15 protein-coding genes and 2 pseudogenes are annotated in these 21,928 nt (G+C 34.4%); all 17 read left to right on the top strand.

Features of this window, described 5'->3' with window-relative positions:
• Position 1: 1 nt before the first annotated feature.
• A pseudogene (locus MHB74_RS28300) lies at positions 2-955 on the top strand (VirB4 family type IV secretion system protein); the annotation flags it as partial.
• A 733-nt stretch (positions 956-1,688) separates the two neighbouring features.
• Positions 1,689-3,521: a group II intron reverse transcriptase/maturase gene (gene ltrA, locus MHB74_RS28305; protein WP_000914978.1), complete on the top strand. Its 1,833-nt coding sequence runs from the start codon at positions 1,689-1,691 to the stop codon at positions 3,519-3,521.
• Positions 3,522-3,637: 116 nt separating this feature from the next.
• Positions 3,638-4,780, top strand: a pseudogene (locus MHB74_RS28310) (VirB4 family type IV secretion system protein); the annotation flags it as partial.
• Positions 4,781-4,810: 30 nt separating this feature from the next.
• Positions 4,811-8,791: a hypothetical protein gene (locus MHB74_RS28315; RefSeq protein WP_000884607.1), complete on the top strand. Its 3,981-nt coding sequence runs from the start codon at positions 4,811-4,813 to the stop codon at positions 8,789-8,791.
• Complete coding sequence (locus tag MHB74_RS28320) at positions 8,788-10,995, top strand: lysozyme family protein (RefSeq protein WP_000081398.1); 2,208 nt, start codon at positions 8,788-8,790, stop codon at positions 10,993-10,995. Before MHB74_RS28315 ends, MHB74_RS28320 begins: the two co-directional genes overlap by 4 nt.
• 16 nt (positions 10,996-11,011) lie before the next feature.
• Entirely contained in the window at positions 11,012-11,587 is a 576-nt protein-coding gene (locus MHB74_RS28325) for a hypothetical protein (protein WP_002163382.1), read from the top strand.
• 164 nt (positions 11,588-11,751) lie between these two features.
• Positions 11,752-12,135 carry a hypothetical protein gene (locus tag MHB74_RS28330; RefSeq protein WP_001237722.1) on the top strand — a complete coding sequence of 128 codons (384 nt, stop codon included), beginning with the start codon at positions 11,752-11,754 and terminating at the stop codon, positions 12,133-12,135.
• A complete protein-coding gene (locus MHB74_RS28335) occupies positions 12,126-12,431 on the top strand; it encodes a DUF2325 domain-containing protein (protein WP_000426065.1) in 306 nt (101 codons plus the stop codon). Before MHB74_RS28330 ends, MHB74_RS28335 begins: the two co-directional genes overlap by 10 nt.
• 85 nt (positions 12,432-12,516) lie before the next feature.
• Positions 12,517-12,801: a hypothetical protein gene (locus tag MHB74_RS28340; protein WP_000949089.1), complete on the top strand. Its 285-nt coding sequence runs from the start codon at positions 12,517-12,519 to the stop codon at positions 12,799-12,801.
• Positions 12,802-12,952: 151 nt separating this feature from the next.
• Positions 12,953-13,636, top strand: coding sequence for a hypothetical protein (locus tag MHB74_RS28345; protein ID WP_000784097.1), 684 nt, complete (start codon positions 12,953-12,955; stop codon positions 13,634-13,636).
• 18 nt (positions 13,637-13,654) lie between these two features.
• Positions 13,655-14,896: a glutathionylspermidine synthase family protein gene (locus MHB74_RS28350; protein ID WP_000886566.1), complete on the top strand. Its 1,242-nt coding sequence runs from the start codon at positions 13,655-13,657 to the stop codon at positions 14,894-14,896.
• 130 nt (positions 14,897-15,026) lie between these two features.
• Positions 15,027-15,281: a hypothetical protein gene (locus tag MHB74_RS28355; RefSeq protein ID WP_001032086.1), complete on the top strand. Its 255-nt coding sequence runs from the start codon at positions 15,027-15,029 to the stop codon at positions 15,279-15,281.
• Positions 15,282-15,473: 192 nt separating this feature from the next.
• A complete protein-coding gene (locus MHB74_RS28360; RefSeq protein ID WP_000425107.1) occupies positions 15,474-15,866 on the top strand; it encodes a hypothetical protein in 393 nt (130 codons plus the stop codon).
• A gap of 49 nt (positions 15,867-15,915) precedes the next feature.
• Positions 15,916-16,620 (top strand): CPBP family intramembrane glutamic endopeptidase, encoded by a 705-nt coding sequence (locus MHB74_RS28365; protein ID WP_002020067.1) that lies wholly within the window; start codon positions 15,916-15,918, stop codon positions 16,618-16,620.
• 235 nt (positions 16,621-16,855) lie between these two features.
• Positions 16,856-17,989 carry a tyrosine-type recombinase/integrase gene (locus tag MHB74_RS28370; protein WP_061680256.1) on the top strand — a complete coding sequence of 378 codons (1,134 nt, stop codon included), beginning with the start codon at positions 16,856-16,858 and terminating at the stop codon, positions 17,987-17,989.
• Between the two features lie 29 nt (positions 17,990-18,018).
• Positions 18,019-20,301, top strand: a complete 2,283-nt coding sequence (locus tag MHB74_RS28375; protein WP_068987174.1) for a site-specific integrase — start codon at positions 18,019-18,021, stop codon at positions 20,299-20,301.
• Positions 20,273-21,928: a tyrosine-type recombinase/integrase gene (locus tag MHB74_RS28380; RefSeq protein ID WP_061680255.1), complete on the top strand. Its 1,656-nt coding sequence runs from the start codon at positions 20,273-20,275 to the stop codon at positions 21,926-21,928. Before MHB74_RS28375 ends, MHB74_RS28380 begins: the two co-directional genes overlap by 29 nt.

Consider the following 21,928-nt stretch of genomic DNA (forward strand, 5'->3'; position numbering starts at 1 on the left):
TATGAAATTGTTTGGAAAGAAGAAAAAAGAAAAAAAGAAGTTAGAAGCTGAAAAGAATGACGAATTGGAACTAGAGGAGGAAGCGTACGAACAAGAAGAAGTTCCGCCTCAATTAGAAAATCAAACAACTGTGTTTGATGTCATTGCCCCAGAAGGAATGAAAATTGATTCAGAAGACTATGGGGTAATTAAGCAGTCTTTGGGAAGTAATACTTTCTTCCGTCCATTTTATATTCCACGTGATGGATACCCTCGTATGATGCAGACCAATTGGCTGAACATGTTAACTTCAGCTGGAGAGGTTGATGTCATGATTGATATTCATAAAGAGCCAAAAGCAAAAGCGATGCGTTCGTTAGATATGCAGCTGACGATGTTACGTTCGAACCTTTCTTTCCAACGTACACGTGGAAATATTGACCAAGAAAAAGATTTAGATGCAAAAATTCAGGATACAAACAATTTAATGGATGAAATTCAATTTAATGAGAATGACTCTTATATGGTAAGTACCATGGCGGTTGCGTATGCTGACTCAAAGAAAGAATTAGATGTTTTATGTGAGTATATCGAAGATGAAATGCAAGCATCTCACTTTAAAATAGCGAGTACTTGGAATCGTGTGAAGAGTGGCTTGAAAGCAGTTATGCCACTAGGTGCACCAAATACTCTGCAAGATACATATCGCAATATCGATAGACGTGCTCTATGTACATTTGCTCCCTTTGTATCAGGTTCCGGAAGATTTAACGGTGGTATACCAATAGGAAAGAACAAAATTACTGGCCAAGTAGAATTTTTAAATTCATTTGGTAACGCAGATTATCGTCCACCAAACTATAACATTGGTGTGACAGGGATTTCAGGTTCCGGTAAAAGTTTACTCTTAAAAATGAAGCTAGCTCGTGAAACATCACTTGCAGATACACATGCGATGATCATAGATCCCGAGGGTGGTGCGACACGTTCCTAAGTGAAAAGCTTAGGCATTGTCGAACTTACAGTTCAACAGTGAACTGTCATTCCAAGAAGTCAAATGATAGGGTAACGCCTTGAAGGGCTTCCTTTAATACTCCGACATGCAGTGAAGTTAGCAAGAACTGAACTGTATGAAGCTCGGTGAAGTCGGTTGAGAGTTACCGTAATCCTATAGGATACGAAAGTCACTCAGAGGTGGGTGGTGTAACCTATAAACCGGAAGTCTATAAATTACCTATGGTTAGTATGCACTATGAACCAATAGAGTATGGTATGTGCGGACGAATCTCTGATGGTACGGGTCTATATCGGAAGTAAGTCGAAAGGCTTACTGACACAATTAGTGTCGCTACTGTGGATGAGTAAAACTCGCCTTTATGAAAGTCCATATATTGTTACAGGCAATATCAAGGTAGCAGGCTCATAGGAGAAACCTAACGGTATATGCACAGATAGGAATGACGGAACGTGGTAAGCTGTCAACACTGAGGGCTTGCTTCCGATGAAGTGGTTCTAGGGAAAACAATTGTAAATTGTATAACCTAGGTTTATGACAGTGAAAGTGGTGGCACAGTACCTATGAAACGTGTAATGAACGTGGAGGGATAGCCACTAGTCGATTGAAAACTGACTGTTACTTATGGTTGACATGGTTTCGAGTAAGACTAAAGAGATGTAAACCTCCAGTAAATAAGGGGAGGTTACAGCCCATGTTAAAGAAAACTAAACTAAGGCACAGTGAATATTACGACATGCAAAGAAAGTATGATGAGTTATATTCTAATAGCCTTAATGGTAACAATTTCTATAAATTAATTGATATTATCGGTTCGGAAGAAAATATTAGATTAGCATACCGCAACATCAAAACTAATAAGGGGAGTAACACGGCTGGAGTTGACAATTTAACCATTAAAGATATTTGGCACCTAAACGATACAAAGATTATTCATGAAGTTAGGAAACGATTAAATAACTATCAACCACAAGCAGTTAAAAGAGTCCTTATCCCAAAAGAGGGCAGTGATAAGAAGCGACCCCTGGGGATTCCAACAATTTGGGACAGATTAGTACAACAATCTATCCTCCAAGTATTGGAACCTATTTGTGAAGCTAAGTTTCATAACCATAGTTATGGATTTAGACCGAACAGAAGTACACACCATGCACTAAGTAGAGTTGTAAGTCTTATTAACATAGGTCACCAACACTACTGTGTTGATATTGACATTAAGGGGTTCTTTGATAATGTATGCCACAAAAAGCTATTAAGGCAAATGTGGACTCTGGGAATAAGAGACAAATCACTTCTATGTGTTATTTCAAAAATCCTTAAATCTGAGATAGAAGGAGAGGGTATTCCCAATAAGGGTACTCCGCAAGGAGGAATTATTTCTCCTTTACTTTCCAACATTGTTCTAAATGAACTTGATTGGTGGATAAGTAGCCAATGGGAAACCTACAAACCTCACAGAATCTCTACTCGGCATTTAGGGTTTCGACAATATGCTAGGAAGTACACGAATCTAAAATGTGGTTATGTAGTGAGATACGCGGATGACTTCAAAATAATGTGTCGGACTTATGATGAAGCACAACGCTTTTATCATGCGACAGTTGATTTTCTCAAATCCCGCTTGGGATTAGAAATTAACCCCAAAAAGTCCAAAGTGGTTAATCTCAAGAAAAACTCGTCAGTTTTCCTTGGATTCAAAATCAAAGTGGTTAAACAAGGTAAAGCTAAATTTGGATATATTGCAAAAACCAGTATGTCCGACAAAGCTATTACAAAAGCTAAAAGACAACTAAAAGAACGAATCAAAGGAATTCAAAAGGAGCCCACTTCAGAGAAAGTTACTCAATTTAATTCAACCCTTCTTGGTATACAAAATTACTTTAAATATGCGGTTACAATTTACATGGATTTAACGGAGGTAAATTACTCTCTGCGAAGAGTCATAAGAACCAGACTTAGAAACAATATGAAGCACATGAAGTTCTGTGAAACATCTGTGAATTTTAAAAGGAAGACCAAAGGAATACAACCTAACACTAAGATTTACGTTGTACAGAACACTCCACTCTTACCAGTTACAGGAATACATCATAAAAACCCGTGGAATTTTTCGCAGGTTATCTGTAACTATACGGAAACGGGGCGTAATAAAGTACATAGTAATCTTAAGGCAATACCTAAGGATGTTCTCAACCAAGTTATGAGGACTTATTCGAAGAATAAAAGTATTGAGTACAACGATAATAGGATATCAAAATACGTTGCTCAATATGGTAAGTGTTATGTAACTGGTGAGGAAATTGGTATTGAACGTGTTCATTGTCATCACATTGTTCCCATTAAACAAGGTGGGGATGACAAGTACAACAACTTGGTAATTGTAGATTGGTTTATACACAAACTGATTCACATGACGAATCTTAATAAGATTACACATTACCTTCGGTCTTTTAAACTTAACAAGAAACAAATGGATAAACTGAATGTGCTAAGAACTAAAGCTGGAAATGAACCGATAGTAACATAATTTGATTTTAAAGTCAGTTGGAAACGATGGAACGCCGTATGCTAGGAAACTAGCACGTACGGTGTGAGGTGGGGGAAAAGGTGGAGATTACATCAAAGCCTTACCTATCATCATAATTCGTAAAAATCACCAAACGATTAGGTGGTATTAACTTAAATATTTCACCAGAAAGTAATATCATTATTAATCCTTGTGCAATTGCAGTAACAGAACTTCAGATTACGGATAAAGATGAAGAGCTAGAAGCGCTTGAACAATATGACAAGAAAGAACTCGTAGAGCGTGATGGCGTGAAGTATGTAAGATTTGTGCCTATTTTAGAGAAAATCAATGAAATACTAGGATTCTTTGACATTATTATTCGCGGACAAGATTTTGATCAACCAGGATTAAATGTATTCCAGCGCACAATGTTAGAAGATGCAATTCGTGAAGTATTCGATAAACATGGTATTACTTCTCATCCCTCATCTTTATATACAGATGAAGTGAAGAAGGTGGATGGACAATTAATTCAGTCTCAAGTGAGAAAGCCGGAGCCAGAGTTAAAAGAAATTTATGATGTAATAGTAGAAAACCATGGAGACGATGTGAAAGCAGAAGAGTTAATTGCTGCGATTCGTCCGTTTTTACGTGATGGCTCAAAACCATTATTTGATGGACAAAGTAATTTTGGACGCGGTGTAGAAACACAGTTAAATGAATCACGTGTTGTTAACTTTAATATTAGTCATTTAGAAGAGGGCTTCTTAAAACCGATCGCCTTCCACGTTATCTTGAACTATATTTGGGAGCATTGGATTAAGAGTCCAGAACACGCTATCAAACGAAAAGTGTTATATGTGGATGAGATGTGGCAGTTTATCGATTATGAACAAACTGTTAACTTCTTAGAAAAAGTAGCACGTCGTTCACGTAAAAGAAATGCCGGTATGTGTTGGGCAAGTCAGGACTTTGTTCGTATTTTGGAAAATGTGAAAGCGCGTGGTATCTTGCAATCTACTTTCTCTTATTTCTTCTTAGAGCAAAATAAGATTGATAAGAAAAAAATCCAAGAGAACTTTAACTTAACTGCTGGGGAGCTTGACATTATTCTCAACAATCCAGGGAAAGGTGAAGGGATTTTCCGCATAGGAGATAGTTCAGTTTGGATTCAAACAGATCCATCAGATAAAGAAATGATGTTCATTGAATCCAATGAAGCCGTACTGCAAGAGCTTTTAAATAACATGAAGAAAGTACAAGGGTACGCAGGATAATAGCGTACCTTTGAAAAGGAAGGTGAAATTATGCTTGATAAGATAATAGGATGGGTCGGCGGCTTAATTGTTTCTATGGTCAAGACCTTTCTTTCTCCAATCTATAAATTAATTGATACTATCCCCGATTTAATTTTTGGTGGGGATAGTGCAAAATTAAATTTTTTATTTAAAGACGACACAGCTGGGAGTGTATTAAATACGGGATTACCAGTCATGTTTAAATTTGCAGCCTTTTTAGTCTTAGTCAGTGCTGTAATTGCTGGTGCAAAGTATTCAGCTGCTGCTATTAATCCAACAAATCGAACATATATCATTGAATATGCGAAGGATTTAATGATCGTTTCTATTTGTATATGGCATCTAGATTTCTTCTATAACATTATATTTGATATGAATACTTGGGTAGCATCGGAGTTTAAAAGAGCAATAGGAGAACAATCGCTAGATGTTTTTAAACCAGGTCAGACAATTGCCGAATTGTCTATGGATAAAAATAAGGATGATTATTTATTTCAAATTTTTGCGATGTTGATTGAAGTTGGATTGTCACTTTGGGCAAACTTCTTCTATTTAATGCGAGCGGTATCTCTATATATTTTGATGTTAATGGGACCGATTATGGTTGGTATGTGGTTATTTCCTCAAAAGAAACAACAAACTCTATATTGGATGCGTGAATTTGTTGGTACAGTACTCATCCAAGGTATCCATGCGATTACTATATGGTTGATTTTTGTACTAGTAGGCAAATCAGATAATACCATTATTAAATTAATCTTATTTGCTATGTTTATTCCTATAGGTGAAATTGTAAAAGGGTTCATTGGTTTAAGTACAAATACGGCGGGAGCGGTAAATAGAGCAGGTACGATGCTTGGAATGGGAGCCTTAGCAAGTATGGCAGGTATCGTTAAAGGGATACGTGATGACCATCGTAGTAATAAAGAGAAGACAAAAGCTAGAAAAGAAGGTGAGGAAGATAAAAAAGAAGATGCTGATAACCCTAAAAACGCGTTGGGAGCCAATTTAGGGACAGATGTAGGTACAACATCTCGTGCAGCTCGTATGTTAAAAGCAGGTCAAATTGGAAGCATGGTTGGAAAAGCAACGGGCGGACTCGCGGGGTTAGCAATGGGTGCAGGACTTGGACCAGAAGGAATGGCAGTAGGAACATTTGCTGGAAGTAAAGCAGGTGGAGTTCCTGGTGCAGTAACAGGAAGAACATTGGCAGCTGGACTTGAAGGAGTTACTAGTGCTGGGAAGCATATTGGTTCTAGTGTGAAGAAAGGTCTAGATACGTATAAAGGGTTAAATGGAGAACAATATCCAGAGTTAACAGATGAAGATATTGCACAAGACTTAGCTACGAAAGATTTTGAAAATTGGAAAGCTGATAATCCTGATTCTGCAGTTGCGAGCCGTTTAAAACAAGCATTCCCTGGTGCATCTGATGCAGAGATTGCAAAAAAAGTAGCAAAAACAAATAGTGATCAAATGTCTCATTTCAAAAATCAGCGAAAACAAGATTTACAAAATATGAAGAAAAATGCTACACCATATGGAAACGCTAGAGATTTAGTTAACGCTGCAACTAACGCATTCCAAAAAGGATATGAGGCAGACCATAAAGATGCGTTTATGAGTCAATTACCAGAAAACATGTCAGCGGAAGAGAAAGAGAAAAAATGGAATGACCATCTAAACTCAAAAGTTCAGGGATTTAGAAATCATGCAGAACAAGCGGCAATAAAAGCTGGAGCAATGCCAGTTGATGCGAAAGATAAGCAAGGCAACAACCTGTTTGATAAGTCTTATGTAAATAAAGATGCCTTTGCTTCTCAACTTGCACTTGGAAAAGTTGGGAAAGCGGTTGAAGGAGTAAAGGGAGAAACACTAGAGAGTGGCCATCAAAATATGGGACAAGTAGACTCACTTGTGGGTGCGTCCACTGCTGCATTTAAAAAGGCATATACAGCAGATCATAAGGCTGGATTCATGAAGCAATTCCCTGCAGATGTACCACAACAAGAAAAAGAGGCTGCATGGAACAAACACTTGAGTCAAAAAGTGCAAGGATTTAAAAATCATGCACAGAAAGCTGCAGAACAAGCAGGGATTGTGCAACAAAAAGATGGGACTAGCTATGCTAATAAGGAAGCTTTTGCTTCTCAGCTATCGCAACAATTACAAAACAATCCAAATATAAATGCAATGGGTGTATCTAGTGTATCTGGCATTCAAAAAGCGGTAAATGGTGTAAAAACACATAGTTTAGCAAATGGATATGGAAACCAGAAACAAAAAGGTGTAAGTAATGTTGGGAATTTAGTACAAGCATCTACAGAATCCTTTAAACAAGGATATGCAGCAGAGAACAAAGCAAACTTTATGAAAAACTTGTCTCCAACTATGTCTCAAGCGCAAAAAGTAGAAGCTTGGCAGTCTCACTTGAATGATAAAGGGAATGAATTTAAAGCAGTCGCTCAGCAAGCAGCGGTACAAGCGGGTGCGATGCCCGTACAGGCAAAAGATACGAGTGGTAAGAGTCTACATAATCAATCGTATATTAATAAAGATGCCTTTGCTTCGCAATTGACGAAAGGTTTACAAAGTCATGCTAGTCTTGGAACAGTGAGTCAACAAGTAGGTTCTGGAATTACTAGTGCGATTCAAAGTGTTCGTTCACACGGTGTTGCGACAGGTGGTGCAATCAATAAAGCTGTGTTTGCAGCTACGCAAACGCAAGCGAGTATGGCACGTGCTGGAAATCTGTCTGTTTCTGAAATTGAGCGCTCGTATGCGGATGCATCAGCTAGTGTAGCAAATATTTCGCAAAGTGCTGGGAAAATGACGATTCCAACTTCAGCAGTGGGACGTATGACACAGCAAAGTAAGATGATTGGTGTAAGTATGATGGAAGGTGCCAAACATCTCGTGCATACAAAAGGTATGGAAAATATATCACAAGCATACTTTAATGCATCTAGTGCTGTTCAGCAGGCTGGTGGAAATGCAGTACAAAGAGTGATGAGTGGAACTGCAGCTGCCGTTCATACTTCATTAGGAGGTAATGCAGCAGAACGCCATTACAATGTGACAAAAGGATTAAGCTATGCAGCAGGTGTAATTGGTGGTGCAGGTGCTTACCAAGCTACTGCACGTATGGTAAGTAAACATAATCCATATAATAAAGCAGTTCAAACAGAAGCAAAAGAAATTCAAGAGATTAAGGGAATGGTACCAACAATAACAGATGCGACTGGAAGACAATCAGTTGCTCAAGGTGCAGTACGTCTTGTTACGACAAATAATAAATCATGGATTGAAGCGAAAGATTCCAGTGGAATGACACAAGTTGTATCTCGTTATGGTAGTGGTGATAGTAGCATTCGTTCGGGACAAGTTGTATATCAAGACTTAAATATTTCGGATGGACAATTAACGCAGTACCGTAATGGTATGAAAGCAACACCAGCATATATTCAAGATTCTAGTGGTGGGAAAATTAGTATCAATCGTTCTATCAATATTAATCCAAACCAATTAGTAGGAAATCAAAATCAAAGACCTTTACAACAAAAACCAGTATTTAGTGAACCGCCACTTACAGTAAGTCATAAGGTAGACAATGGTCACTTCTATATGTCTGATTTAGACCAGGGGGGATACCAGAATGTGCAAATGGTGGTAGAAAGAGATCGTAGTTATATGGTTGCGACAACTACAGACGGTACAGTGTCACGTATTTCTCCGTTCGGAAAAGGAGATACACGATTACAAGCAAACCAAAGAATTGAAAGGGTTTGTGAAGTGAAAGATAGCAGTATTAAACCGAGAGAAGAAATCCTAGTAACTCATACACAGGACGAAGTTGTACGTACAGAGACACATTTGAATTTATCAGAACATGACCCACAAAACCTGATTCCATTTGCGCCAAACCCTCGCTTAGCACAGCGAAGAAGTAGAAATAATGAAAATGGAAAGTATGGAGTGACAAGTCTATGAGTCAAAATCCTAACGATCCAAATAACCAGAAGAAAAGTAACCCTTTAAAAGATGCGACATCTCACTTTATTAAGAAAAAAGGGATGCAGGCAAGCGGGAAAATGGCAAAAATGGCAGGAAAAGCAGGAAGAGCGGCAGCGAAAGCTGCTGCCAAACTGCTAAGAGCTGGTATAGTGAAAATTGTCGGAGCTATCGTGGGAGCAGTAGGATTGCCTGTTGCTCTCATTATGGCTCTTATTATTACTGTATGTGTGATTCTAGCATCTTTTGTACCATTTACCGATGATGAGAGTAAAACAGAAGAGCAAGTCAAAAAGTATATGGAAATTTCAATGGCACTAAACGTAGACTGGAAAGAGGTCGTCGCTTTTGACATGGCTCGGTATGATAATGATTTGACTGGAAAAGATCCGCATGATGCTATATCATATTTCTTGGATATCCAATATGAAGAATATACGGAAAAAGAGGTATGTGAGGCAGGGCCGAATGGTCCTTGTGAAAAAAAGAAAAAGGAGATGCAAAAAACCAAATCTGAAAGTTATTCCGGACCAGATGTAAAAAAGATATTGGGAGATACAGATTTTAAGAAAAAAATAGATGAAATTAATGCAAGTGGTAGTAAAAAAGTAACAGTTTCTTCTCATGGATTAGAAAAAGCGATGGAGCTTGCAAAATTTAGTGAGAGTCAAAAAGATCGTGCGCGTGAGATATTAGCAGCAGGAATGTTAGAAGGAATGTATGGACATCTGGCACCTTCTAGTAATTTTGTTGGTGGTATGTGTGTAGGTAATGTGAGCCCTGGCGGAGAACCTGTTAACCTTAATGCAAAAGTTACAGGATACCTTCCTAAAATTAAAGAAATGGCAGAAAAACATGGTGTAGCTCAATATGTTGGTGTTTTGGCTGCCCAAATGATGCAGGAATCACAAGGAGAGGGAAGTGACCCGATGCAAGCTGCAGAAGGGCATTATGGAGACTTAAGTTCATCTTGTATAGGTCTAAAAGGAAGTGCTCGTATAGGGTGTATTAAAGACCCCAATATTTCTATTGAAGCAGGCGTACAAGAATTTAAAGATGTTTTAGCGAAGGCAAATGGAGATATAGCACTTGCCTTACAGAGTTATAATTACGGTCCTGGATTCATTAGTTATGCATTAGCAAAAGGTGGATATTCAGAAGAAACAGCTATTGCGTTTTCTAGGGAGCATGCTGGTGAAAATCCAGCAGGTTGTTCTGATCCTAATAACTTCCGAACCAAAGTTGGAGCGTGTTATGGAGATTACACTTACGTTTCCAAAGTTTTGAAATATTATAAAGATTTAGGTTGTGTAGAATCTGGAGATGGAGAATGGATTTCCGATAAAGGTTGGAAATGGCCAACGAAATCAGGGCGTATTACAGATACATTTGATGCAGTTCGTGGTGGAAAGCAACATAATGCTGTAGATATTGGAGCTATGACCGCTGGAAAAGCTGGAGACCCCGTGTGGTCAATGGAAGCAGGTATTGTAGTCCAAGCAGGTAATGTAAATGGTGGAGGTCTAGGTGTTTATGTAGACCATGGAAATGGTATTGTATCTCGTTACTTACATTTGAGTAAAATATCAATTGCACAAGGAACCATGGTGACGAAAGGACAAATTATTGGAGAGATGGGTGGTTCTAACTATGATAAAAACACTGGTTTCCTTAATATGAATGGCTACGCTGTTCATTTAGATTTCCAAATTCGTATTAACGACCAACCAACGGATCCAATGAAATTCTTTAAGAAAAATGATGATCCAGGACTATCATCTGGTGGTTCTCCTATTATGACGAATGACAAACGACAAAAAGTATTAGCAGAAGCGAAAAAATGGCTTGGTCAAGGAAAAGTGAGATATGTCTTAGGGGATCGTAATCCGCCAGGAGGTACTTCAGATTGCTCAGGATTTACTCAGTATGTATTTAGAACAAGTATAGGTGTACAACTTGGAGATTGGACTGGTGCTCAAGTCGGACAAGGAAAACAAGTGCCAGACATCAATCATGCGCAACCAGGGGATCTAATTTTCTATGAAAATCCAGGGCATGTTGCGATTTATATGGGGAATCAAAAAATGATTCATATTGGTGATAATAAGGGTGTACAAATTACAGGTCTAAACTATACGGCAAGAGGACAACATATGACACAAATCCGTAATGTTATAGACTGATAAGGGATGAGAGTAGATGCAGAAAATAATCAACATTTTATCTAATATGCCTCGTAAATACTTGGTCATATTGGGGATTATCGTACTAGTGGCAGGTGTTGCCACCTATAATACCATTCATGATTATATGCTGAAATCACAAGTGCAAGAGGAAGAGCAAGTAAATCAAGATGAAATCGAGATGCTTGGAGATAAACCAAAGAGATTTGATACAAAAGAAGAAGAATATATTGCAAAAACAAAAACAGTAGAGGATTTACTACGAAAAATTTCTAATAGTAGTTATGATGTTCCATATTTGTTTACAAAGGCTGGATTTGGTATTGAACCAATGAAAATGACAAGTAATGAACGTATGCTTGCTACAGAAGCTGTTCAAAGATATTTCCTAAATGGAGATAAGTTTTACAATGCACGTATTACCAAAATTGACCGCGGGAAAAAAGTAGATACATTTCATATAGAGGTTTTAATACAACAGGTAAACTTCTTGGAACCACGACAATTTAAAATTCAGGTAAATCAATATGCGCAAATTGTAACACCAATTGAACAAATACCGCATGGACAAGAAGAAGTTCCTGTGGATTAACTGAAAGATAAGGGTTGTGAATAAAAATCACAGCCCTTATTAAAAAATATAAAGAGTACCTAAAAATATTTATTGAATATTCTTAATTTTCTGATATAATAAAGTTATGGTTAAATGGAATTTGTATATATTAGTGAAATGATATAGATGTGGAGGTAAAAAGAATGAGATTATTATTTGGAACCGCAGCAAACTATTTTGCAGGATATTCTTCTGGAAGAGGCTCGGGACTTTTAGGGACAATATTTGGGTGGGCTTTATTAGTAGGTAGTGGATACCTGTTGATAACAAATTGGGATAGTATCACAGTTTGGATGCACAGTTTAGATATTGTAACAGGATTAGATGGTTATGAAGACATGAGCAATGGATTTATATTCATCTGCTTGCTTGTAAGTGGTTTTATTTTCATGCTATTGTTACCAGTCTTTGCAATTGTATTAATAGTGGGTGTGGTATTCCTGAATATTGTCATTTGTACAATTGTATTATTAGTATCACCAAGTACATATAAAAAAAATAAAGATGTGGAGAGTGAATGGAAATGAGTACAATTCTAGTTTTAGGTGGTTCAAATGGTAGAACATTAGAGAAGTTAGCGAAAAAAAGAGATTGTCAGGTGATTTTTCACGACGGAAAAAATCATGGTGGTGTAAAGAAAACATTTCGTAGTGTTATAAAAAAATGTGATGTTATTGTAGTGCAGAAAGGTGCATGTGGTCATGTGTCTATTGATGTAGCAAAAGAGTACGCAAAGAAGTATGATGTCCCGCTTTTATTTAATCAGGGTTTTGGAGGAACAGGCGCGTTAGAGATTGGGTTAAAGCATTTGCAAGTAGCATAAGTTTAAGTGGTATAGGGATTTATTTAGATTGTATAATCATATAATCCTTATATAAAATTATAAAGTTGATATTGGAGGAATCGAAATGCTATCAATACCAGAACAAAGTGTTAAATGCTTTTTGAATGCTGATTTAAATGGACAATTAGAATTAGATACGAAAGAATCACAAGTTGCTCTCTATATGTTTTCTGTCGAGGGGATTTACTATCCTGTTAATAAAGATAATATACTAGCCTACTTTTATGATGAGTTTTTTGACGAATACTTAGTAATAAAAAAGGGGTTTTATAGTGATTGTAATTGGAAACATCCTGATAAAAAATTTTGGGAAGTTCAACATGAATGGGATTTAATTAATCCTTTATAAGTTAAACAAGTATAGGACAAGATTTAATGTATTTATAACTATATATGGTTAGTGATAATGATGGCAGCAGAGAATCTTGAAAAGCAAAGGTGCTACTGTAATTGATTTTGAACTCACCATACGGATGAAAAATATAGGAGGCTCTTTAGTTATGAAAATGAGTAATAAAAAATTTATGAAAATCGCGGCAAACCTTGGAATTTCAACAGTTTTATTAACGGGATGTGTAGGAGATCTCGAAGAAGATAATTCACTAGCAATTGACCAAGACACAACTGATAAAGAGGAGACGCAAAAACAATGTACTTCTAATCAAATAAATGATAATGAGTGTTTTGAAGAGATGCCAACTACAGGACCAATTAAGCACGAAGACAAACAGGATAATCCAAGTGTAGAGCATGATAATGGTTGGAGTTCGGCTTTAGTTCCGTTTGCTGCAGGGGCAGCTGGCATGATGTTGATTAATTCATTAAATAAGAAAAATCCAGGACAAATTAATAATAATACCAACCATACATATAGACCACCAATGACACAAAGACCGTTACCAGAAGTTCCAAAAGAAAAAGAGAAGGAAAAAGGGAGAGGGACAAGTACAAGTACTACTACCACAAGTGGTGGAGGTGCAAATAAGCAAACAAATAATTCTGCTTCTACAAATAAAAATGAATCAAAAGATAAAGTTAATTTAAATAAAAGTGACTCGAATAAAAGTAACGTACCATCTCCGAAAACAAGTAATCCAACACAATCATCAAAACCATCTTCAACAAGTAAGGTTACCAGTGGATCTAGTGGCATCGGAAATGCAAAAGCACCAGCTGGATCTTAATTTATAGGAGGAGAAAAAATGTTAGACAATCAACAGCAACAAGAATATATGAAAAAATGGTTTGCTTTATCTGAGCAAGCTTGTACACGTGGTTTTACTTGGTCAAGCTTATTAGAGAATAATGAATGGTGTCAGTATATGTCTACTGGTATCAAAAGAATCAGAAAAGAGGAATATAATAATATTATAGAAGCAACTGAATTAGTAAAAATCATTTTTCAAAAGGTTTATAAATATTTACTAGAAAGTCACGAGGGTTTTTTACAATTAAAATTACCCACCGAATTATGGGAAGTGACTAGAACAAATTATGATGTTTTATTTTCATATTTCACTAGGTTTGATTTCATTGTTGCAAACGATGAAATCAAACTAATAGAAATTAATGCAGACACACCCACCGGCTATTTGGAGCCATCTGTAGCTAATCAAGTTTTATGTGATCATCATCAAGTTATAAATCCAAACTGCATAGAAGAGAAGCTAGAAACAACGTGGCATAAAATCATTTCTGATTATGAATTGAATCCTCATGATGTTATACATTTCACTAGTTATGATTGGCATGAAGAAGATTATCAAACGGTAAAATTTATTCAACAATATTGTCCGCAGCCAAGTGATTATGTGGGGATACAAAGTATTATCGTTGCAGACGATGGGTTATATACACCAGATGGCGTTAAAATAGAATATTTGTATCGATTATATCCACTAGAGTACTTATTAGAAGATAAGGACTATAGCGGAAAATCAATTGGCCTTATGTTTTTAGACCATATTGCACAGGGGAGAGTGAAAATTATTAATCCTCCTTCAGCATTCTTAATTCAAAATAAAGGTGTACTAGCTCTTATATGGCAACTTCACGAGCAAAATAAATGGTTTACAGAAAAAGAACATAAAATTATCGAAAAGTACTTTTTACCAACTTATTTCTCAAAGGACAAATTTGAAGAAAATGATATAGATTATGTGAAAAAAGCGACATTTGGAAGGGAAGGCGGTGGGGTTTCCATCATCAATGAAGGGAAAGAAGTAGCTGCAGATAAAACGCCTTACTACGAGCAACAACATAAAATTTATCAAAAGTATATTGAAATGCCGGACTGCACTATAGATACGTGGGATGGAGATTATACAGGTAAATTATTAATAGGGTCACATTTAATTGGTGGAGAACCAGCGGGATTATTTTTAAGAGTAGGTGAAAGGATTACCGGTAATTTATCAATGTTTATTGGAATTTCCACAGAATAAATTCAATTTAATACAATTTGAGTTTTGTGTAGAAAGGGAGGTGAAGAAAAGTGATCATATTCCTCTGTACGAGGATTTAAAAGAAGTTTAAAAAAGCATTATTTGAGAAGAAAAAATGGAGGGATGAATTATGAATAAATTTCAAACTATGAAAGACTTGAAAGAAGAATTTGGGAGCAATGTTTTATCTTCGTTTCTTATTTTAATTGGTGCAATTATCAGTATTATTTTTGGTAATGTAACTAAGGATTTGTTTGATACTAATGTCTCTGTGTGGCTATATATTATAGCATGTTATGTAGTTCCTTTTATTTTCATGGTATTAGAATTTTGGTTAGTTGCAAGAACGAAACGAATTGTTAAGGAAATGAACAATTTACAATAAAAAAACATTTAAAGATGGTAGGGAGAATGACAATGACTAAAGGTTTTACAGTAGAAGAAACGTTAATGGCTATTAGTAATTTAACGATTTTTCTATATATAGCAGTAGTTATATATTGTTTCTCTCGGTTATCGCACCTTAAACAATAATAAAATGGTTTCGTATTATTAGGAAGTGAAAGGATTTGATGTTATGGAAATGGAAAAGTTCAATGCAAAAGCATTCTTTATATTTATTGGCATAATCTTAATACTCAGTATCGGTGCTAGATTTGCTCAGGAATTTAGGGCGGAACAAGATAAGAATCATGAGATAAGGATGGAACAAACTAGGAGTAACGTGAAAGTTGCAGAGGAAATGGTTGCGAAAAAATTAAATACAGATAATAAATATTCTCGAATGACTGCTGTACCAGGAGATCTGCTGAATCGAAATTACTGGATAACTAAAGAGTTAGTATCAGAAATAAAAAAAGATGGGGAAGAATACCGAATCTACTTTGAAACAAAAAGAGTCAGCAATAGTGAAGGGGATTTTGTTATGTATAAACCTACAGGTATAAATAAAATTCTTAAAGAAGAGTAGATAATACTATTTCGATTTAAAATTCGAATAATATAAAATTTGCAGGTAAATGAAAGGTGAATATAGTAAAATGAATCATAGTAATTTACATAAATCAGGTTATGTTATACTCATCTACTTTGTAATGACTCAACTTGTTGGGATTATAGGAGTACAATTGCTAGCTAAGACAGGTTGGTATGATATTAAGGGAAATCAACAGCAAGCAATTCAGCAACTACTTGTTCATTGGGAACTAATAGGGTTTTCACTCATATTAATATTCATTTATCTTATATATAAGAAAGAAACGATGAATGATTCAAAGTTATCGATTAAATTATCAAGAGTATTATTCGGTTGGATTTTAATAGGAATAGTTGCAGTATTCTTTGCACAGACAATTGGTAGTATTTTGGATACGAGTATATTTCACTTAACTACACAATCAGTAAATACATCAAGTAATATTGAATCTGTAGCAATTTCTCCTCTTGCTCTTTTATCAATTGTAATTCTTGCTCCACTAGTTGAGGAGCTTGTATTTCGTTACGCGGCCATAAATATATTAAGCCGTAAATTCAATAAAATTGTGTGTATATTAGTTAGTGCATTGTTTTTCTCTATCATGCATTTTGATTTTCCTTTTGTATTTGGATATTTTCTAATTGGACTTGTACTTGCGGCAATATATGTACGTACTAATAGGTTACTAGTATCATTTGTCGTTCATGCTACTATGAACTTAATAATTGTTATACTTCAGATTTTTTAATAGAAAATTTGTAGGTAAGGAGAGAGTAACTTGGCTAAAAAAAAGGCAATATTTTTAGACCGTGATGGGGTCATTAATCTTCTGTTACATTAAAGTTAACCATAGGGAATGGTTAACTTTTTTGCATTATCTTAATAAAATAAGTGGATTAGAATAGTTTACTTTTAAGGTATTTGTAAACTATAAATGATATTTTAGAATATAGGTGGTTATTGAGAGGGGGTGTGGACGAATTATGAATGGGCTAAGGGTAAAGAAAGCCTCAAATGGAAAAAGTTTAAGGTATTTAATTGTGGAGGATGGAATACCTATTCCAGATGTTTGTTTATGGCTTGATTTAATGTCAATGAATAGTTACTTAACTGGAGAAAGATATGCTTATTCCATGTTGAGATACTTACGATACTTAAAAGAAATTGGGATTCACTATAAAGAAGTAACAAAAAAAGGAGTTATTGAGGAATATGTTAAGAATCTACTTGGAATGAGAGGAGTAGTAGTTTCAATCGAAAGTCCGATAACTTTTTCTGCATTGAAATTAAATATAGGTGTTTTAAAAAGTTTTTATTATTGGTTAGAAGATAATGAAAAAATTGAAAGGAATCCAATTGTGTATGGTAGGAAGAAAATTAATAATAGAGAAGTTGTAGAGACAAAATTTTTATATGGGCAAATTTGGGAAATGGATACCGAAAAAACAATTTTAAACAAAATTAAACATAAGGAAAATAGAAATCATCTTAAATGGTACACTCAACAAGAAGTCAAAGCAATAATAAATCAACTTCCAACATTAAGGGATCAATTGGTTTTTCGTATTAGTATAGAAACTGGAATGAGAATAGGCGAAATATTAGGATTAAAATTAGAACATTTCGATCCCTTTGATAATTGGTTGAAAGTTATTAAAGAAACAAATATTGAGAATCAAGCTAGAGCAAAAACTGTGGAAAGAGAAATTCCGATTCATGAGAATTTAGTTGATAATATACAAATTTATAAAGAAAATGACAGACGAGAGGCAGATGTTGAATACAGTAATTATTTGTTTTTAAATTATAAAGGAAGGTATAAAGGCAGACCATTGAAAACAAGGAACTTTTTAAACATATTAAAAGATGCGGCTGAAAAAGCAGGTCTTGATCGAAAAGAAATTAGAACACACAGTGGTAGAAGTACAAGAGCTCAGGAATTAGTTGAAATAATGAGAGATAAACCAGAAGTAGGAGTAACAGAGACATTAATTAAGGAAGAAATGGGATGGACAAGCATTAATACTCTAAAAGTCTATGAAAAAGGGTATTCAAAGAAACAACGAAAGAAAATTATGGAGAAGATTAGGGAAATAGGTGCTAAATTTGATGTTTAGAAAAGTTTAAAATTAAGGGACTGACTAAAATGGCAAATGTGAAGTTTTTGAAAAAATCCAAGCATCTTTTTTATGTATATTTAATTAATGATATCGAAGTTGAACTAAAATGGTCGTTCGAGAAGTATAGTTCCAAATGGAACAATTGTGGAATGGAAAATTTAAAGAAATTCGTTAATGAAATTGAAGGAATTATGAAAAGGTCAAAATTGGATGATTTCAGTGAATTGATTTTAAATTATCCTAGGGAAGATAGTAAGAATTTAGTTTTCATTATAGCAGCTGAAGTATTCCGAAAAGAATTTATAACAATGGTTAGTATTGCTTGTGAAAGAATATATGTAAAAGGTGGATGTTTGCGTATTGGAGAAGTTGTCGGAGAAATAATTAATCCAAATAAAATAGTCAAAGATACAATAATTAATCAATTCATAATGTTTAATAAAGAACTACGAGGAATTAAAATTTGTTATGAAATTTTACAGGAATATTATCAACAAAAGTTAACGGAGATTAGAACGGCGTTAATTCAAATAAATAGAGAAAGAGTTATTGAAATTTTGAATGCGTTTCCGAAGGGGGAGGTTTTCTCCAGTATATTTTTGAAGTTTAAAGAAGAATTTGAGAATTACTTGTTTGTTTGTGGTACAAAGTTAATAGAGCAAGAATTTAATATAACTAAGAAACAGTTAGGGGAATATTCATTAGGGCTAAAATTGATAAGCTCTCACCGATATGAAGATATACCAGAATTCCAGGTTTTTGTAAGTAGAATAGTAGATAATATTAAAAAAAAGTTTTATAAAAATATGGGTAGTTATAGTTATAAAATAACAGAAGATGAGTATATCTTAATGAAAAAGAAATTAGATTATCTGGAGATTGTTCGATTGAAATGGAATGGTTTTTCTGGAAAATTAAAAGATGAAATTAAGAAATACTTTTATTCTCAAATCACGTTTGAGCAGAATTTTCAGAGTATACAAAATAAATATACTTATGTAAAAATGTTCGGTAAAACAGTAGATAGCATGTCAATAGGAAAAGGCTTTTCGTTTTTAGATATAAACCAATATAAAGTTGAACAAATATTACTTTCACTTCAACAGCTGAAGAATGCAAAAGGGGGAAATTATAAAGTAAAAGTTATTCAATCATGTATTTCAGAATGTAGACTAATATTTGATTGGTTGAAGGAAAGATACGAAAAAGAGTATTTAGTAAATCCTTTTCGATTAATTACTATGCACAATTCTGAAAGTTTTATTACAAGTGCTAGTTATATTCCAGAAGAAGTGATTTTGAAATTAGAAGAAAAATTAGAAGAATTACCGGACTATGTACAATTAGTTTGGTTAATCATGATGAACACTGGGATGAGAATAGGAGAGGTTCTTACCCTTACTAAAGATTGTTTAATATACGATGAACACAGCAATGTTACGTGTTTGAAATTTGTTCCACAAAAGACATTGAAATTTCGTAGAAAAAAAGGTTTGGAAGATTATCATACCATCCCTATTATTAGTTTGAATTTGGTGGATAGTATAAAGGAACAAATTGAAAACACAAAAAATTTAAGAGAGCATAATGGAATTAAAAATATTTTTATTAAAGAGAGTGACATAGGTATCAGATTTTATGAGAGTGGAAACATTTCATATTTCATTAATAATTTAATAAAAAAATATGAAGTTAAAGATAGTAGAGGAGAATTATGGCATTATACTCATCATCAGTGTAGAAAAACCGTAGCTGTAAATCTATTCACAGAAGGAGCAAATTTGGATGAAGTAGGGGATATACTAGATCATTTGCATACTAGTACAACAGCTAAACATTATCATGATGTACAATTAAAAAAAATTGCTGAACTTGATATGGAATACTTTGAGTTAATGTTTAATAATCTCGATCAAGATATTAAAGAAGCATACTCTAATGCAGAATTTATAAGTCTTAAACGTGAAATAACGCTAGGTTCCAGAGAAACTCCTCAGGGACACGGTATTTGTGCTAAACATGTATCTTTTGGACCTTGTAAAAAAAGCAAATGTACAGGTTGTAAAATGCTAATAACAGGTCCACAAAAATTGCCGATGTGGAAAAAGTTAAAAGATGAGCAACAAAGATATTTAGAAGAAATAATGAGAAGATTCCAGGAGGAGGGGATGGAGGATTGGCATGAATATAGAGAATATCAGGCAGAACTTCATCTGCTAGAATACTATAAAAAAACTATTAAACAATTAGAAAAATTTATGTATGAAAGGTTAGAATTAAATGGAGCAAAATATAATAGTATCAAGTAAGAGCGCTATTTTTAATGAAAAGTTAAAAACAGAGTTGAAAAGTAAAATTAATCAATTAGGTGATTTTAAATTTGAAGACGATGTGTGGTATTTTAATAAAAAACACAAAGATGCTCAACATAAGAGAACTTACGTGGTAAGGTTTTTATCTATAGATGATGGATATAAAAAAGCATTAAAATATTATACTTTAATCAAAAATAATTCAGTTCTATCTATCCAAAGAAAAGTATATATGTTCGGAATATTCCTTGTTTTCTTGAAGGCAAATTATCAAGGCAAAACTCTAAAAGAAGTAGACAGAAGTATCATCAATAAATTCGAGTATGAACTTAGACTGAATCATGAGTATTCTACTAACAGAAAATCGTATATATATAGTGCGGTTCAGGACATATTTGAAGTTATGAGGGGATTTCCTGTTTTTCCAGATATAGTTCCAACAAAAGAGATTAATCCTTTTAAGCAGGTAGGAAATAAAAATAAACGCGTTATACCAAATGAGGTAATTAAAAAATTAGATTTTTTGATGAAAGATTTCAGTGTAAATGTTCCCTTAGAGTTTCGAACTCTGTACTGGCTTATGCGTTCTTTTCCAAATAGAATTACAGAAATTTTGAGCATGAAGAGGTCTTGTTTAAACACTTTCTTTAGTGAATATACCATTACAATCCCTTCTTTTAAACAAAATGGTGGTTATTTACAGGCCGAGCTTAAAATCATACCTGTGATTTATCAGGGGCATGGAAAGTTTGTAATAGATTTAATAAAAAAGCTTCAAAGACAAACTGAAAATTTATTGGAGAATTTCGAATTAGGAGATAGATATAAGAAAAACAGTGACTATTTATTCGTTGTAAAACATTGGAATTTTCGTGATGATAATAATAAAATTTCGTATGTTTATAATAAGCAACATAAAAATCTTAGAATATGGGATGTAGAAAAGATAAATAAATTAATTAAAGAATTAGTATTGATTTCTGGTATCAAAGATACTAAAGGGAATATTTACTGCCCTACTACACATCAATTCAGACATAACGCTATTACAGATAGATTGTATCAAGTTGGTTATACAGTTGAACAAATTATTAAGCTTACAAAACACAAAAATACAAATATGCTCGCTAATTATATTGAGCAAATTAAAGAAAAACATAAAGAGGTACATCTTAATATTGGTAATTTGAAAAATGCACGAGATAGTGCTGTGTCTTTTAGAGGGCGTATTATGAATTTAGATGAAAATACTATTAAATATCTATCAAAGGATATTAACAAATATTTGACATGGGAAGTTAATGGGAAAAAAGGTGTTGGAATATGCGGGGATATCATAGGATGTAATCCAAAAGGTACTTCCATTCATTTTGAATGTTATGCGTGTGATTGGTTTATACCTAAAGCCGACTATCTTGAAGATTACAAAAAAGAGCATCGATATTGGCTAGATGTTATCGAGAGGACGGCCAATGATGAAAGAAGAGCTGCACATTTAGAAAATGCAATTCGAAATGTAAGTTACCTGGAAAGGATTATTGAAGTATGTCAATCAGGAATAGTGGAGTATGAAGGGAGTATTAAGAACAAAATGAAAGATGAAAATGTGCATAGATGGGAGTAA

Origin of the sequence: Bacillus sp. FSL K6-0069 (genome assembly GCF_038007785.1) — a bacterium.
Lineage (GTDB): Bacteria > Bacillota > Bacilli > Bacillales > Bacillaceae_G > Bacillus_A > Bacillus_A mobilis.